This window comes from Bacillus sp. 05T21, from assembly GCF_056396785.1.
Genome location: NZ_JBFTMD010000009.1, coordinates 151396 through 167008, shown reverse-complemented (window position 1 = coordinate 167008; position 15613 = coordinate 151396). Strand labels below are relative to the sequence as shown.

The following is a 15613-nucleotide window of genomic DNA, read 5'->3' as shown; positions in this document are numbered from 1 at the left end:
ATTCGCTCGACTTGCATGTATTAGGCACGCCGCCAGCGTTCATCCTGAGCCAGGATCAAACTCTCCAATAAAGTTAGTTTGTCTAGCATCTAAAAATAAAAATTGACGTTCACGTTGTTTGTTTCGTTCAGTTTTCAAAGAACTTATCTGCCGCTTCAGAAGCGACTTCATCATATTAACATCTTCATCTTTCGATGTCAACTATGTTTTTCAATTTCTTTTTTGTCGTTTTCTGCGTTTCTGCATCAGCGACGTTTATTAATATATCATGTGAAAAAATGAAATGCAACACCTTTTGAAAACTTTTTTGAAACCAACTACATTTCTTTTTTAATATCATATACTTAAACGAAACATCCCTTTCATTTCTAAGTAATTCCTACATATATTCTATAGAAAGTCCCTCTGTCACAAAACGTTTCTTTCTATATAAAGTGAAACTTTAATCAGTGTGGGGGTGTTCATCCCCCACTGATTATTAGCCTTCACCAATCGGGCATTTACGGGCAGTTGTCTCCCACCTATCTTTCTCACATTCGGCGAATTTTGAGGCGGGGCTTACTGCCCGCAAATAGTGGGATAAACGTTTTATTCATATACCATATCATACAAGGAGGAATACACATGGACTACACCGACTTATTAATAAAACTAGGTCTCTCGGCTATTTTAGGATTCGCTATCGGTTTAGAGCGCGAATTAAAACGTAAACCACTCGGCTTAAAAACTTGTTTAGTTATTTCTATTATTAGTTGCCTCCTAACCATTGTTTCTATTAAAGCAGCTTACAACTTACCACATACCGATCATATGAATATGGATCCACTTCGACTTGCCGCTCAAATTGTATCAGGAATTGGTTTTTTAGGTGCCGGTGTAATTTTACGCAGAGGAAACGATAGTATTGCGGGATTAACGACCGCCGCTATGATTTGGGGTGCTTCTGGCATCGGCATTGCCGTTGGAGCTGGTTTCTATATCGAGGCTATTTTCGGAATGTGTTTCCTTATGATTAGTGTAGAACTTATACCATTAGCGATGAAATACGTCGGTCCTAGATCATTTCGCCAACGTGATATCGCAGTGAAACTCGTTGTACGAAATATGGACAATATCCCGACCGTAATTGAAGAAATAAAAGAAATGGATATAAAAGTTAAGAACATGAAGCTCAAAACATTGGAAAATGGTTCGCACTATTTACATTTGAAATTGTCTATCGATCAAAAAAGACATACCGCTGATGTTTATTATGCTCTTCAGCATCTTGAAAGTGTTCAACAAACCGAAGTGGAGAGTATGTAACATAAAGAAAAACGTTACTACTCAGCCATACCTTTCATTTAGAAGTTAGGTAAGGAGTATTACTCCCGCAAAAATACGTACCTTATTACCTATAGAAAGTTATTTTCATTTTTCAGCATATAGATTACTGCCATGGAGATAAAATGGTCCTCTACCTTTCTTTGTTTTAAAACTTCGCGCATGGCAGGAAAATACACTGACCGATCCTATACATAACCAGTCCCTCTCGGTCATTTTAAAAAATGCTTTTCTGGCGTTTTTTCATAGAGTGACTGAGTAGTTAAAGAAAAACTCTCTTTTTAATTAGAGAGTTTTTCTTTTTTCTATAATGGTAACAATGAATGTAGTCCTGAAAAGTAAGGAGGAATAGGAACTTGAAATCCCGTCCGAATTTAGTAGATACATTTCGTGATTCCATTATTTTTCGTTTAATTTGTTTTATTATTGTACTTACTGCCTTCTCCGGCTTTCTTATACATATATTAGAGCCATCTCACTTCACCACATGGTTCGACGGGGTTTGGTGGTCAATCGTTACCATTTTCACCGTTGGATACGGCGATTTCGCCCCCCATACAACGATAGGAAAACTTATTGGTATATGTATTATTTTATTAGGGACGGGATTTTGTTCTTATTATATGGTTCTATTCGCTACCGACATGATTAATAAACAATATATGAGAATTAAAGGTGAAGCAGCTGCTACCTCTAATGGTCATATGATTATCGTTGGCTGGAATGAGCGTGCAAAACATGTTGTAAAACAAATGCACATATTACAACCGAACCTTGATATCGTTTTAATTGATGAAACACTTTCTTTACTTCCAAAGCCATTTCATCATTTAGAATTTATAAAAGGTTGTCCGCATCACGATCAAACTTTATTAAAAGCTAACATTACAACAGCTCACACTATATTAATAACAGCGGATAAAGAGAAGAACGAAAGCTTAGCAGATACACAGTCCATTTTAAATATTTTAACTGCAAAAGGACTTAATCCAAACATTCACTGCATCGCTGAACTTCTTACTTCTGAACAAATCCAAAATGCAACGAGAGCTGGCGTATCAGAAATTATAGAAGGAAATAAATTAACGAGCTATGTATTTACCGCTTCTCTTTTATTCCCTTCCATTTCAGGTGTACTATTCTCACTTTACGATGAAATCTCTGATAACAAATTACAACTGATGGAGATTCCCCCGTCCTGCACCGGACAATCCTTTACAAATTGTAGCTATACTCTTTTAAAGCAAAACATTCTCTTACTAGGTGTAAAGCGCGACGAACAATATATGATCAATCCAGTTCATTCTTTCATTCTCATCGAAAGCGACATACTCATCGTTATTCACCATTAAAAAAATGATTTTCTAGTTCTTGTACCAATACTTTACCAATATTGACATACTTTTTTTTCACATCTCCATCTGGATCTTGCGGCTCCGCAAATTGATCCAATCCACTCGTTCCAGCTGTTAAAGCATTAACATTATCATCTAGTTCGTCTTGATATACGTGCGAAAGAATATACGGTGTTTCAAGACGGACTATTACACCAGGCACATCTAGTTCCCCATCCACCGCTGTAAATGGTACGCGTAAAAATTGATACCCTTCTTCTTCGTCGATTTTATAATCAAGGCATCCTTTATCATAATCCCAATTGCCGCCAATACTATATCCAAGTGGTTTCATAACCTCTTCTAACTTATATAACGCATATGTACATCCTTCTAATTTTGATTGAATCGGAATCAAGCCCATCCCTCCTAGACTTTTCCTTTAGCATACCCATTCTAGTTTGAATATACCGATGTACCTTTCAATAAAATAATAAAAAGCGACCGGAGACCCGATCGCTTTTCATTATTTTAAACGCTCTTCTAATTCTGCTTTTAATTCTTCAAATCCTGGTTTACCAAGTAAAGCAAACATGTTTTTCTTGTATGCTTCTACTCCTGGTTGGTCAAATGGATTTACGCCTAATAGGTAGCCGCTCATCGCACATGCTTTTTCGAAGAAGTATACAAGGTAACCGAATGTGTACTCATTTAATTCAGGGATGTTTACGATTAAGTTTGGTACTCCGCCATCGCTATGTGCAAGTAATGTACCTTCGTATGCTTTTGTGTTTACGAAGTCTATCGTTTCACCAGCAAGGTAGTTTAATCCATCTAAATCGTTGTCGTCTAATTCGATTTTTAGTTCGTGTGTAGATTTACCTACTTTAAGAACTGTTTCGAATAGGTCACGACGACCTTCTTGAATGTATTGACCTAATGAGTGTAAGTCAGTTGAGAAGTTTGCTGAAGATGGGAAAATACCTTTTTGATCTTTTCCTTCACTTTCACCAAATAACTGTTTCCACCACTCAGAGAAGTAGTGAAGTGCTGGCTCATAGTTAACAAGCATTTCAATTGTTTTCCCTTTATTATATAGAGCATTACGAACTACTGCGTATTGGTAAGCTGGGTTTTCTTCAAGTTCTGATTTCGCGAAATCATTATGACCAGCAGCTGCACCTTTCATCATCTCTTCAATGTTTAGGCCACTTACAGCGATTGGCAATAAACCTACTGGTGTTAATACAGAGAAACGACCGCCAACATCATCTGGAATAACGAACGTTTCGTAGCCTTCATTATCAGATAATGTTTTTAAAGCACCGCGCGCTTTATCTGTAGTCGCATAGATACGTTTGCGTGCTTCTTCTTTTCCATACTTTTCTTCTAATAATTTACGGAAAATACGGAATGCGATTGCAGGCTCTGTTGTTGTACCTGATTTGGAAATAACGTTAATAGAAAAGTCTTTACCTTCTAGTACGTCCATTAAATCTTTCATGTAAGTGGAGCTAATGTTTTGTCCAACAAATAGCACTTGTGGAGTTTTACGTTGTTCTTTAGAAAGCGTGTTATAGAAAGAATGGTTTAACATTTCAATTGCTGCGCGTGCTCCTAGGTAAGAACCACCAATACCTACAACAAGTAAAATATCAGAGTCATTTTTAATTTTTTCTGCGCATTTTTGAATACGAGCGAATTCTTCTTTATCATATTGAAGCGGAAGCTCTACCCACCCAAGGAAATCGTTCCCAGCTCCAGTTTTTTCGTGGATTGCATGATGTGTTACTTTTACTGCATCACGTAAATAAGTTAGTTCATTTTCACCGATGAAGGATAACGCTTTAGAATAGTCGAACGTTACATGTGTACTCATCTTTTTCCCTCCAATTATGTATATGTATTTCTGTATTCACTTTAGCGAAACTAAAGTTGTAAATCAAGCGATTCAGCAATTGTAAACGTAACCATTATTTATTTTTTAGAAAAAGTTCATTTTTTGCATAAAAATTCGAATTTTTCGGTATAGATGTATATACATCGTTTTTCGTACATTTTTCATGTATAAAAACAACAAAACTATACCATTCTATAAAGGAGTTAAATTTTCTTATTAACTCCTTGCTTGCTCACGCTTCACATTAAGGGGGGGACTTTTCATGAGTACCTTGCAACGTATCGCATTAGTCTTCACTGTAATCGGCGCTGTTAACTGGGGACTGATCGGGTTCTTCCAGTTTGACTTAGTAGCGGCTATTTTCGGGGGACAGAAATCAGCTCTTGCACGTATTATTTACGGCATCGTTGGTATTTCTGGGCTTATCAATCTCGGCTTACTATTTAAACCATCCGAGAATCTTGGTACTCACCCAGAAACACATGAAATTCAATAGTCAGTATGTCTTTTTCGCCTCCGACATACGAATATGATTGCATGCAATCATATTTGCAAATATATATATCATAAGTCACAGTAAAAGAGGAACGCTCATATGCGTTCCTCTTTTACTTTATTACCTCCGACTCTTCAATCCATTCCGCTAGCTTTTCTCGCAGTGTATTAAATCCGTTCTCTGATGGATTCGGTATAAGAATTCGTCCTTGCTTTCTTTTCGCCGCTTTTAACGATAAACTCATTTTTCTGTGTTCTTCATCAATTGAAAGTACTTTTACTTCTACTGTATCTCCGACCTTTAAAAAGTCATGAATGTCTTTTACATACCCATTTGTGATTTCAGATATATGCACAAGTCCTTGTGTTTCTGCATCCAAAGCTACAAATGCACCGTAATCTTGAATTCCAGTTACTTTCCCTGTTACAACCACTCCCGTTGTATATTGTTCTGACATGTGAAACACTCCCATACGTTTACCATTTTCTCTACAATTGTAAATAGCAAAGCAGATGTATTTATTGTTAAATATCCGATTAGTGGTAAGTATCCTAAGTAAAACACCGAGGATACTCCCACCTTATATTAGTAAATTATACCACTTTGATAGAACTCATTCAAAATTCACGAAAAAATTTCCTGTAATACGTATAATTCTCCAATATTAGGATAGAATACTAACACATGGCTTTCTAGTATTCCCCCCCTTTTATGGACAAAACGTATTGTGTTTTGTCCTTTTTTTATTCTCTATGAACCGTTCCATTCTCTTCATTGCTTCCATAAGTTGCTCAAGCGATGTTGCATATGAACAACGAATAAATCCTTCACCACTCCCGCCAAACACATTTCCAGGAACAACAGCCACTTTTTCTTCTAATAATAATTGTTCTGCAAATTCTGCTGAAGATAGTCCGGTTGAAGCTATAGAAGGGAAGACATAAAATGCCCCGCCTGGCACATGACATGTTAAGCCCATTTCATTGAAAGATGTCGTCATAAAGTTACGACGTTTTTTATAGCTATCTCTCATTCGAATTACTTCATCATTTCCTCCGCGTAATGCTTCAAGCGCTGCAAATTGAGACATCGTTGGTGCACACATCATTGAATACTGGTGGATTTTGAGCATTAATTCTGAAAATTGAACAGGGGCTGCAATCATCCCAAGACGCCATCCCGTCATGGCAAACCCTTTTGAAAACCCTGAAATTAAAATCGTATAGTCACGCATATTTTTAATACTCGCGAAACTCGTATATGCTTCGTCGTATACGAGCTCTGCATAAATTTCATCCGATAACACGATTAAATTATACTTCTCAACAATAACAGCTAGCTTTTCTAATTCGGATTTATTTAACATTGCGCCTGTTGGGTTATTGGGAGAACAAAGTAATATTGCCTTTGTTTTCGTTGTAATAGCTGCTTCAATTTGATCTGGCTGTACTTTAAATTCAGCTTCTAATGAAGTCGCCACTGGAACTGGGACCCCGCCCGCTAACGTAACAAGCGGTGCATACGAAACGAAACTTGGTTCAATAATAAGTATTTCATCATCAGGGTTTACAATAGCACGCATCGCTACATCTAGCGCTTGACTCGCTCCAACTGTAACAATGATTTCATCATTCGGATCATAAGATACTGCAAATTGTTTTTTTAGATACTTTGCTATTTCTTGACGGAGCTCCAATAATCCTGCATTTGCTGTATATGACGTATATCCTTGTTCTAAAGAACGAATACATGCTTGCCTTACATTCCAAGGTGTAACAAAGTCCGGCTCTCCCACTCCAAGTGAAATAACACCTTTCATACTTGCCGCTAAATCAAAAAACTTTCGTATACCGGACGGTTGTAAAGATTCTGCTACTCTAGATAGGTCAAATTGCTTCACGGTGTCACCACAATTCTCTTATCATCATCTGTCTTTTCATAAATAATCCCCTCATGTTTATACTTCTTCAAAATAAAATGAGTTGTCGTTGAAACGACAGATTCAATTGTTGCTAATTTCTCAGAAACAAACATCGCTACTTCTCCCATCGTCTTTCCTTCTAATGTAATAGAAAGGTCATATGTCCCAGACATTAAATAAACGGATTTCACTTCTGAATAGCGATAAATTTGTTCAGCTACTGCATCAAAACCGACACCACGCTTCGGTGTAACTTTCACATCAATCATCGCCGTTAAACCAGTATGTTCTTTCACTTTTGTCCAATCGATATGTGTTACATAGTCCACGATAATCTTTTCACTTTCTAATTTCGTAACCATTTTTTTCACTTCTTCTACTTCTATATTTAACAACTTCGCTAATGTATCTACAGATAAACGACTATTCTTTTCAAGACAAGCTAATAATTCCAATTCTTTCTCTGTCACCATATAAATCATCCTTCCTTTTAGTTTCTGTCTAAATTATACAAATACTCTTTCCAGTTTGAAAAGAAGATTTTTTTAGTGAATTATGTCAAAATAAAGTGAAACTTTAATCAGCGGAAAAATGYGTGATAAAGCGAAAGGGGATGGAACCGTGAAACCAAAAGTATATATTGCCGAACCAGTTCCAACATTTGTAGAAAACTATTTATCAGAACACTGTGATTTCGAAAAATGGGATCAAGATGAGAAGGTACCTCGTGATGTTCTATTAGAGAAAATACAAGATAAAGATGGTTTATTAAATTTTGGATCTGCTATTAATGAAGAATTATTAGAAGCGGCTCCTAACTTAAAAGTAGTAAGCAACATTTCTGTCGGTTACGATAATTTTGATTTACAAGCGATGGAAAAGCGAAATATCATCGGAACGAATACACCATACGTACTAGATGATACAGTAGCCGACCTTGTTTTCGCTCTTATGTTATCTGCCGGTCGCCGTGTTTGTGAACTCGACTCCTACGTGAAAAATGGTGAATGGAACGCTGAAATTGGAAAAGAACACTTCGGACTAGATGTACACCATAGTACAATCGGTATTATCGGAATGGGACGCATTGGTGAAGCTGTCGCAAAACGAGCGAAATTCGGATTTGATATGAATGTTCTTTATTATAACCGTCGCCGTAAAGAAGAAGCAGAGCAAAAATTCGATGCTACATATTGTGATTTACAGACGCTACTAAAACAATCTGACTTTATTGTCCTTCTTACTCCACTAACAGATGAAACATATCATCTTATTGGAGAAAAGGAATTTTCATTAATGAAAGAAACTGCAATCTTCATTAATGCTTCTCGCGGAAAAACAGTAGATGAAGAAGCGTTAATCCATGCATTAACAGAAAAGAAAATCTTTGCAGCGGGCATCGATACTTTTACACAAGAGCCGATTCAAAAAGATAATCCGCTCTTATCATTACAAAATGTTGTGACTTTACCGCACATTGGGTCTGCAACATTAAAAACTAGGCAGCAAATGGCAATGACAGCTGCTGAAAATTTAGTTGCAGGGTTACAAGGAGAAACACCGCCTAATATTGTGCGTGGGTAATTATAAATAAGCGAAAGGCAAGATGACGATGTCATCTTGCCTTTTTTTGTTAACATATTTTGTTTCTTGCCGGGAGATGATATGAACAAAAATCAATGGAGTGACAAAAAATGAACCATGAATGCAAATGCCCTTACTTCACTTTTTCCACTCGCGGGACTACTATTCATTACGAATTGTATGAACATAATACTAAAAAAGAACGACCTACTTTCGTACTCGTTCACGGCTTCCTCTCTTCCACATTTAGCTATCGACGACTCATTCCTTTACTGACAAAGGAAGGTACAGTAATTGCCCTTGATTTACCACCATTCGGAAAAAGTGATAAATCTCATCTCTTTAAATATTCTTATCACAATTTAGCAGCTATTATTATCGATTTAATCGAACATTTATCTCTCGCGAATATTGTATTAGTTGGCCATTCTATGGGCGGACAAATTTCACTCTTTGTAAACCGTTTACGCCCTGAATTAATTTCAAAGACGATTTTACTATGTAGCTCTAGTTATTTAGCACGCGCAAACTTACCTTTACTGTACTCCTCTTATTTACCATTCTTCCACTTATACGTGAAGAACTGGATTATTCGAAGGGGCATCGTCCATAACTTAATGAATGTCGTTCATGACCATTCATTAATTGACAATGAAATGATGGAAGGCTACGCTGCTCCTTTTTATGATGATCGTATATTCCCTGCTTTAACTCGAATGATAAGAGACCGTGAAGGTGACTTATCTTCAACTGAATTACAAAAAATCGAAACCCCAGTATTACTCATTTGGGGTGAAAAAGATCGCGTCGTCCCTGTACATGTAGGACACCGTCTCCATAAGGACCTACCTAATTCAACTTTCATTTCTTACGAAAATACAGGGCACTTACTACCTGAAGAAAAGCCCGATCATGTTTATGAAGAAATTATTACGTTTGCGACGCAATAAAGTGAAGCTTTAATCCGTGGGGGTTTTTACGGGCAGTTTGATTTCTCGCCTAACCTCTTTGCTTCAACCGAATTTTGAGGCTGGAGTCTTACTGCCCGCAAATAGCGGGATAAAGTGAAGCTTTAATCCATCCGCACAAATGAAAATAAACAAAAAGGCTGTCGTAAATTCCGACAGCCTATAATGAACAACTTCCGCCTTCTTTTAGTACGAGTAACTCTACTGCTAATTTTTCGCATTTTTCAAGTGCAGGTACTTCTTCAAAAGACATAAAGTATATATGTTGAATCTTCTTTGCGATGTATTTCGGATCATCAAACACACTTACGACGTTTACAACATCGCTCGCTTCTGTTTCATAAAACTCCGGTCCCATTTGAAACGGATCCCAATTTTTCACAACCTCAATCATTTTGTCATATGCACCCATCTGCTTCCCGCCTTTTCACTTTTTAATGCTTTTCTTTATCGTATCACATCAGCTATTCTATAAGAAGAGTGAGAATTTTCATAACTTAACAGTTTGACAGAAGAAAGGAGCAAACATATGCAACTATTTCATAAAACGGTAAATCGTCGCGGAACGCATAGTACAAAATGGGATACATATAAAAATGAAGAGCTCATCCACGCTTGGATTGCCGATATGGATTTTGAAGTACCAAAACCAATTCAAACTGCATTACAAAAACGCACAGAACATCCTATTTTCGGCTATACACTTCCTCCTGAAAATATTGGGAATATCATTTGTAATTGGACGAAAAGCCAATACAATTGGGAAATACAAAAAGAATGGATTGTATTTAGCGCAGGTATCGTCCCAGCTCTTAGTACGAGCATACAAGCTATAACGAAAGAAGGAGAAGCCGTACTCGTACAACCTCCTATTTATCCACCATTTTTTGAAATGGTCAAAACAAATAATAGACAATTATGTGAGAGTCCCTTGTTTAAACAAAATGGCATATATAAGATAGACTTCGAGCATCTAGAAACTCAATTTAAACAAGGTGTAAAACTAATGCTTCTTTGCAGCCCTCACAATCCTATCGGGCGCGTTTGGACGAAAGAGGAGCTAACAAAACTCGGTACGTTATGTACGCAATATAATGTAACCGTTGTCGCGGATGAAATTCACGCCGATATTATTTATAGAGGCCATACTCATACACCGTTTGCTTCTTTATCTGAAGAATTAGCAGCACGCACTATTACTTGTATGGCTCCGAGCAAAACATTTAATATCGCTGGATTACAAGCATCGATCATTATTATTCCGAATGAAAATCTCCGTAATGCCTTTATGTCTATCCAATATAGACAAGGATTCCACGGATTAAATACATTTGCTTATACAGCAATGCAAAGTGCCTATACAGAATGTAATGATTGGCTAAATGAAATTCGATTGTACGTTGAAGATAACGCTCAATTTGCTTGTGAGTATATTCAAAATCACATACCAGCTCTTTCTGTAATTAAACCAGAAGGCAGTTTTTTACTGTGGATTGATTGTTCCCACTTGGATCTTTCTCAAGATGAACGAACAGCATTGCTTGAAGAGAAAGGTAAAATCATCGTTGAGCCTGGTGAGAAATACGGAACAGGTGGAGAAGCTTATATCCGAATTAACATTGGCTGTCCTAGATCTGTTTTAGAAGAAATTTTAAACAGACTACATCATACATTCTCATAACAAAAAAGGAGGCTATCCCAAAATGATTTTGGGATAGCCTCCTTTTTTTCGATAAATCGATATAATTCCACTTACGATTATGCGGTTTTACACCAAAATCTATCATTCAAGGTAGCTTCTATTTTTTCTTCATATCCGACACTTTTTTTACGATAACACCGCAAGCAATTCGGCCACCAGATTTACCTGTTGGTTGTGTCATACCATCATCAGCGTTTTCTGTAATAATAATAGACGCTCCATCTTTTCTATGAATCGTCGTTTTTCCTTCTTCAAGCGTTATATGCGGAGCATCGATTTCTGCTTTAATCTTTCCCGAACCGTCTGCAATTACGTTCGGTAAATCACCATTTTCCGCACCTTTCGGATTGAGGAGTCCGTGCTTTTTATTATCCGGATTAAAATGATTCCCAGATGATTCGAAACGTGGCGCTTTACATTCTCCGATTTCATGCACATGTATCCCGTGTGGTCCTGGTGTAAAGCCTTCCGCTTTAATCGTAATTTTCACTCCACTTGTTTGCTGAACTACTTTTGCAGTCCCAACTTCATCACCTGAAGCATTATGTAATTTCACATCAATTTCTTTCGGCTTCCCTTGGTCACAACCCGCCATTAGAAATAATAAACAACAACTGAAAAAAAGCCGTCTTTTCATTCAATTCCCTCCAAAATGCTTTCTGCCCTTAGATTGTCCGAGCATAGAGGGAAACATACAAAAATGAATTACCGTTTCTTTTCAGCTAAAAGCTTTTCTTCTACTTTCTGTAATCGCTCTGCTTCTCGTTTTGATACACGAATAAACATACGCCACGTAGCAACCGCACCGATGATAAATAGAACGCAAACAATACCTGGAATAATATACTCCGTTTTATCTTCAGGAAAATATAAAGGCATCATATGAAACACTCCTTATCGGGGAATTTATAGCAAGAATAAACATCAGAATTTTCTGTTTTATCACCTTAAATTATAATTGAAGCCTGTCATATTCTCAAGGACATTCAAAAATCAACTAATTTCTTTGACTCCTTCTTATACTTTCCTTACTATAAACTTGAGGTGAAAAATATGAGAGAAACATTTGAAATTGGTGAAATCGTTACTGGTATTTATAAAACCGGAAAATACATCGGCGAAATTACAAATAGCCGTCCTGGCAGTTACGTCGTAAAAGTGTTAGCTGTTTTAAAACATCCGGTGCAAGGTGACTTACATAACGTAAAACAAGCTGACGTACCATTTTTCCATGAAAGACGTGCTTTAGCTTTTCGTGAACAGACGAACATTCCAGAGCAAATGGTGAAGAAATATGAAGGGGAAATTCCGGATTATACAGAGTCACTAAGATTAGCATTAGAAACTCAAATGAATTCATTTTCTGAAGATGATTCACCTTTTGCGGGGCGTAGTCTAGAAACACTTCAGCAATTGAAGCAAGATTACAAACTTTAAAAAACAAAACGACCAAATTACATATTTTGCAATTTGGTCGTTACTGTGTACTCACTTTCTTTAACACTTTCGAAAAATCAACAAGTTCCCCTAATGTCGGAGGTGCTGGTTTGACTAAATACTCTTTATCTTTTTCTACTAACTTAAAAATATTATATGTCGTCATCGCATCATCAAGTGCACAATGATGCTTTCCTGTTCCTGCTTTTCCATACGCCTCAATTGCCTTCCACAGCCCTGTTTGATTTCTCTCTCCAAAAAACTTCTTATACTCAAGCGATAAATCACGACACTGTCCAAAGAATGGAAATTCTACTCCCGCCATTTCACAGTTATGCTTTAAGACTTTCATATCCATATTTCCCCACGTTACAATTGTCGGTCTACCACTCTTTTCATATTCTGCAAGTTTCTCAACAAGTTCATGAAAAGAAATTCCTTTGTCCACTACTTCCTGTTTAATTCCTAAAAATTTTTTACATCGATCCGTTAAAGACGGAAATGTTTTCGGTCTAATATGCGATGAATACGTATCTTCCACCTTACAACCAACAACTGAAACGAGTCCGACCTCAATAATTTCTGGGAAAAAACCTTTTGGCTTTTTTCTATGCTGGGGCATCGTAAACTCAAAGTCTAAAAACAAAAATCGTTGTTCATCCATACGATCCCTTCCTTATCATATTTGTCATTCCTTTCTATTTGACACTCCTACACGAACAAGCTCGAATGCTGATTCGATTTTAAATATTCAGATTGGATGTATCTTATATATATGTCAGATGCCCACAAATATTTTTAAAAATAAGAAAAAATGACCTATGCAGAAAATATGACAAAATAAACCCTTTCATTTACATCCGCCATTTTTCTACTTTATAATGACGGTATGTGTGTTTCATCTAGTTAATTTTTTGACACACTAAGAAAAGTGAATGAAAGGAGATGAGAGTTTTGCACGAAACAACGCAAGAACTCGCAAACTGGCAGTATTATTTCGCTATCGCAGTCTTTTTAATTACATATGCCATTATTATTTCTGAAAAAATTAACCGTGCTGTCATCGCACTTCTTGGTGCAGCATTCATGGTAATTGCAGGGGTCGTTGACTTACACAATGCCTTTACGAAACATATTGAATGGGGAACAATTACATTACTCATCGGTATGATGATACTCGTAAACATTACAAGTAAGTCAGGTGTCTTCCAATACGTTGCCATTAAAGCCGCAAAAGGAGCACAAGGAAATCCAATTAAAATTTTAATTTCACTTTCCTTACTTACCGCGCTCGGTTCCGCATTTTTAGATAACGTTACAACAGTACTTCTTGTTGTTCCAGTTACTTTATCTATTACGCGCATCTTGCAAGTAAATCCTGTTCCATATTTACTTTCTGAAATTATTTTTTCAAATATCGGAGGAACAGCAACATTAATTGGTGATCCGCCAAATATTATGATTGGTTCTGCAAATAAGCATTTAGATTTCAATGCTTTCTTATTCAACTTAGCACCTATCGTAATCATCATTATTGCTGTTACAGCAACAATTCTTTACTTCATGTACCGTAAGCAATTAATTGCTGATCCTGTACAAATTAAAAAATTAATGAGCTTAGATGAAAAACAATACATTAAAGACCCAGTATTAATGAAGAAATCTTTAACAGTACTTGGCCTTACTATTTTAGGTTTCATGACTCATTCCATTTTCCATATTGATGCAGCTATCATCGCCTTAACTGGCGCTACTGTACTTATGCTAATCGGTGTGAAAGAGCATGAAATTGAAGAGGTATTCGCAAGTGTAGAGTGGGTAACAATCTTCTTCTTCGCGGGACTATTCGTACTCGTTGGAGGACTTATTGATATCGGGCTTATCAAAATGTTAGCTCAAAAAGTAATTGGAATAACAGGCGGAGATATTTCTCAGGCATCTATCCTTGTTCTATGGGTATCTGGTATCGCCTCTGCAACAATCGATAACATTCCATTCGTTGCAACAATGATTCCACTTATTAACGATATGGCAGTTGGGCTAGGGTTATCACCTTCTGACGCACAAATCGACGTACTATGGTGGGCATTAGCATTAGGGGCTTGCTTAGGTGGAAACGGAACATTAATCGGAGCTTCTGCTAACGTAATCGTAGCCGGAATCGCAAGTCGTGAAGGACATAAATTCAGCTACATGGAATTCCTTAAAGTCGGCTTCCCAATTATGATCGTTTCATTAATCATTTCTCATATTTACATTTACTTACGCTATCTTATGTAGTAGAAAAAAGCGCCCTGCTGAGCAGGGCGCTTTCGTTCTTTTTTCAGCATATCCGAATTATTATAGAACCAAATATATCGACCGCAGGGCAACTTTGATACGCCTACTCGTTATACCTCACCGGCTCATTCCGAATAATGAACAAATGAATCGGCAAGAAAACCGAAAACGTGATTGTATGAATGATCGTAAATAGTATGGAATTCGTTCCGTATCTATCCAAAATAGCATAGATAAGATAAATAGACAGTACAAGTGATACAGCTGTTGCTAATATATATAGAATTGGTACGAAATTAAAGATGAAGCATCCAACATATATGCCAAATACTTTCCACCCTGCTTCTTCTTTCAAGAAATCTGGTAATTTATCTTTCGCTAAATCACCCCATATCTTACTATTTATAAACGGAATAAAAGCAAGAACACCATCAGTTGCACCATCATTTTTCGCCATCGTATAAAGTGCAAAAGCCGTTAACAAATACGAAATAATTGCCCAAATTATTATAACAAGCATAAACGCAAAACTAAGAGCAAAGAAACCTGCTAGTACGCCTTGATCTTCCATCTTATCCTCTCCTCTCTCTTCTCAACATATTTCATTACAGTGCAAGTTATGTTTTAAAATTTAACCAAACTCTTTGTATAATAAGAAGAGAAAGATA

At 36.8% G+C, this 15613-nt stretch carries 18 protein-coding genes and 1 rRNA gene; 8 read left to right on the top strand and 11 right to left on the bottom strand.

Annotated elements, in window-relative coordinates; all coding sequences use genetic code 11:
• Positions 1-71: ribosomal RNA gene (locus AC1DKZ_RS18025) — 16S ribosomal RNA — on the bottom strand; the annotation flags it as partial.
• Positions 72-624: 553 nt separating this feature from the next.
• Between AC1DKZ_RS18025 and AC1DKZ_RS18020 the strand changes: the two genes are divergently transcribed.
• Positions 625-1305 carry an MgtC/SapB family protein gene (locus AC1DKZ_RS18020; protein ID WP_002067957.1) on the top strand — a complete coding sequence of 227 codons (681 nt, stop codon included), beginning with the start codon at positions 625-627 and terminating at the stop codon, positions 1303-1305.
• 374 nt (positions 1306-1679) lie between these two features.
• Positions 1680-2675, top strand: a complete 996-nt coding sequence (locus AC1DKZ_RS18015; protein ID WP_476996771.1) for a potassium channel family protein — start codon at positions 1680-1682, stop codon at positions 2673-2675.
• Here the strand turns inward: AC1DKZ_RS18015 and AC1DKZ_RS18010 are convergent.
• Entirely contained in the window at positions 2662-3075 is a 414-nt protein-coding gene (locus AC1DKZ_RS18010) for a YugN-like family protein (protein ID WP_476996770.1), read from the bottom strand. The two genes, AC1DKZ_RS18015 and AC1DKZ_RS18010, sit on opposite strands and share 14 nt — an antisense overlap.
• Positions 3076-3183: 108 nt before the next feature.
• Entirely contained in the window at positions 3184-4536 is a 1353-nt protein-coding gene (locus AC1DKZ_RS18005; RefSeq protein ID WP_002015845.1) for a glucose-6-phosphate isomerase, read from the bottom strand.
• A gap of 283 nt (positions 4537-4819) precedes the next feature.
• Between AC1DKZ_RS18005 and AC1DKZ_RS18000 the strand changes: the two genes are divergently transcribed.
• Positions 4820-5053, top strand: coding sequence for a DUF378 domain-containing protein (locus AC1DKZ_RS18000; RefSeq protein ID WP_002089278.1), 234 nt, complete (start codon positions 4820-4822; stop codon positions 5051-5053).
• 112 nt (positions 5054-5165) lie between these two features.
• Here AC1DKZ_RS18000 and yugI read toward each other — a convergent pair whose 3' ends face one another.
• The 3 genes from yugI to AC1DKZ_RS17985 all read right to left on the bottom strand — a co-directional run bounded on the left by yugI (position 5166) and on the right by AC1DKZ_RS17985 (position 7447).
• A complete protein-coding gene (yugI, locus tag AC1DKZ_RS17995; protein ID WP_002015848.1) occupies positions 5166-5510 on the bottom strand; it encodes a S1 domain-containing post-transcriptional regulator GSP13 in 345 nt (114 codons plus the stop codon).
• A gap of 252 nt (positions 5511-5762) precedes the next feature.
• Positions 5763-6953, bottom strand: coding sequence for an aminotransferase (locus tag AC1DKZ_RS17990; RefSeq protein ID WP_476996769.1), 1191 nt, complete (start codon positions 6951-6953; stop codon positions 5763-5765).
• Positions 6950-7447: an Lrp/AsnC family transcriptional regulator gene (locus AC1DKZ_RS17985; protein ID WP_002067952.1), complete on the bottom strand. Its 498-nt coding sequence runs from the start codon at positions 7445-7447 to the stop codon at positions 6950-6952. The genes AC1DKZ_RS17990 and AC1DKZ_RS17985 overlap by 4 nt, the downstream gene beginning before the upstream one ends.
• Before the next feature lie 118 nt (positions 7448-7565).
• Here AC1DKZ_RS17985 and AC1DKZ_RS17980 point away from each other — a divergent pair, with 118 nt between their 5' ends.
• Together AC1DKZ_RS17980 and AC1DKZ_RS17975 are read left to right on the top strand one after the other, a co-directional pair.
• Positions 7566-8558 carry a 2-hydroxyacid dehydrogenase gene (locus AC1DKZ_RS17980; protein ID WP_476996768.1) on the top strand — a complete coding sequence of 331 codons (993 nt, stop codon included), beginning with the start codon at positions 7566-7568 and terminating at the stop codon, positions 8556-8558.
• A 110-nt stretch (positions 8559-8668) separates the two neighbouring features.
• On the top strand, positions 8669-9508 hold the full coding sequence (locus AC1DKZ_RS17975; RefSeq protein WP_476996767.1) for an alpha/beta fold hydrolase: 840 nt from the start codon (positions 8669-8671) through the stop codon (positions 9506-9508).
• A 178-nt stretch (positions 9509-9686) separates the two neighbouring features.
• Here the strand turns inward: AC1DKZ_RS17975 and AC1DKZ_RS17970 are convergent, their stop codons facing one another.
• Complete coding sequence (locus tag AC1DKZ_RS17970) at positions 9687-9938, bottom strand: YugE family protein (RefSeq protein WP_002015854.1); 252 nt, start codon at positions 9936-9938, stop codon at positions 9687-9689.
• A gap of 117 nt (positions 9939-10055) precedes the next feature.
• Here AC1DKZ_RS17970 and AC1DKZ_RS17965 point away from each other — a divergent pair, with 117 nt between their 5' ends.
• Positions 10056-11207 (top strand): MalY/PatB family protein, encoded by a 1152-nt coding sequence (locus tag AC1DKZ_RS17965; protein WP_002139353.1) that lies wholly within the window; start codon positions 10056-10058, stop codon positions 11205-11207.
• A gap of 118 nt (positions 11208-11325) precedes the next feature.
• On the opposite strand, the gene sodC is transcribed toward AC1DKZ_RS17965, so the two are convergent.
• Positions 11326-11865, bottom strand: a complete 540-nt coding sequence (gene sodC / locus AC1DKZ_RS17960) for a superoxide dismutase [Cu-Zn] (protein ID WP_431183237.1) — start codon at positions 11863-11865, stop codon at positions 11326-11328.
• Between the two features lie 68 nt (positions 11866-11933).
• Complete coding sequence (locus tag AC1DKZ_RS17955; RefSeq protein WP_000982764.1) at positions 11934-12110, bottom strand: hypothetical protein; 177 nt, start codon at positions 12108-12110, stop codon at positions 11934-11936.
• 171 nt (positions 12111-12281) lie between these two features.
• On the opposite strand from AC1DKZ_RS17955, the gene kapB reads away from it, so the two are divergent.
• The gene (gene kapB / locus AC1DKZ_RS17950; protein WP_431183236.1) at positions 12282-12665 is read left to right on the top strand and encodes a kinase-associated lipoprotein KapB; all 384 of its coding nucleotides are present in this window, start codon (positions 12282-12284) and stop codon (positions 12663-12665) included.
• Between the two features lie 40 nt (positions 12666-12705).
• Here the strand turns inward: kapB and kapD are convergent, their stop codons facing one another.
• Positions 12706-13329, bottom strand: coding sequence for a 3'-5' exonuclease KapD (gene kapD, locus AC1DKZ_RS17945; RefSeq protein WP_219301097.1), 624 nt, complete (start codon positions 13327-13329; stop codon positions 12706-12708).
• Positions 13330-13619: 290 nt separating this feature from the next.
• On the opposite strand from kapD, the gene AC1DKZ_RS17940 reads away from it, so the two are divergent.
• Positions 13620-14945: an ArsB/NhaD family transporter gene (locus AC1DKZ_RS17940; protein ID WP_002145115.1), complete on the top strand. Its 1326-nt coding sequence runs from the start codon at positions 13620-13622 to the stop codon at positions 14943-14945.
• Positions 14946-15048: 103 nt separating this feature from the next.
• On the opposite strand, the gene AC1DKZ_RS17935 is transcribed toward AC1DKZ_RS17940, so the two are convergent.
• Positions 15049-15516, bottom strand: a complete 468-nt coding sequence (locus AC1DKZ_RS17935; protein WP_002034556.1) for a hypothetical protein — start codon at positions 15514-15516, stop codon at positions 15049-15051.
• Positions 15517-15613: the final 97 nt, after the last annotated feature.

Coding starts and splice junctions, on each gene's coding strand:
- AC1DKZ_RS17985 (WP_002067952.1), bottom strand. CDS start 7,447: ATGGTGACAGAGAAAGAATTGGAATTATTAGCTTGTCTTGAAAAGAAT.
- kapB (WP_431183236.1), top strand. CDS start 12,282: ATGAGAGAAACATTTGAAATTGGTGAAATCGTTACTGGTATTTATAAA.
- AC1DKZ_RS18000 (WP_002089278.1), top strand. CDS start 4,820: ATGAGTACCTTGCAACGTATCGCATTAGTCTTCACTGTAATCGGCGCT.
- AC1DKZ_RS17965 (WP_002139353.1), top strand. CDS start 10,056: ATGCAACTATTTCATAAAACGGTAAATCGTCGCGGAACGCATAGTACA.
- sodC (WP_431183237.1), bottom strand. CDS start 11,865: ATGAAAAGACGGCTTTTTTTCAGTTGTTGTTTATTATTTCTAATGGCG.
- AC1DKZ_RS17955 (WP_000982764.1), bottom strand. CDS start 12,110: ATGATGCCTTTATATTTTCCTGAAGATAAAACGGAGTATATTATTCCA.
- AC1DKZ_RS18020 (WP_002067957.1), top strand. CDS start 625: ATGGACTACACCGACTTATTAATAAAACTAGGTCTCTCGGCTATTTTA.
- AC1DKZ_RS17935 (WP_002034556.1), bottom strand. CDS start 15,516: ATGGAAGATCAAGGCGTACTAGCAGGTTTCTTTGCTCTTAGTTTTGCG.
- kapD (WP_219301097.1), bottom strand. CDS start 13,329: ATGGATGAACAACGATTTTTGTTTTTAGACTTTGAGTTTACGATGCCC.
- AC1DKZ_RS18005 (WP_002015845.1), bottom strand. CDS start 4,536: ATGAGTACACATGTAACGTTCGACTATTCTAAAGCGTTATCCTTCATC.
- AC1DKZ_RS17975 (WP_476996767.1), top strand. CDS start 8,669: ATGAACCATGAATGCAAATGCCCTTACTTCACTTTTTCCACTCGCGGG.
- AC1DKZ_RS17970 (WP_002015854.1), bottom strand. CDS start 9,938: ATGGGTGCATATGACAAAATGATTGAGGTTGTGAAAAATTGGGATCCG.
- yugI (WP_002015848.1), bottom strand. CDS start 5,510: ATGTCAGAACAATATACAACGGGAGTGGTTGTAACAGGGAAAGTAACT.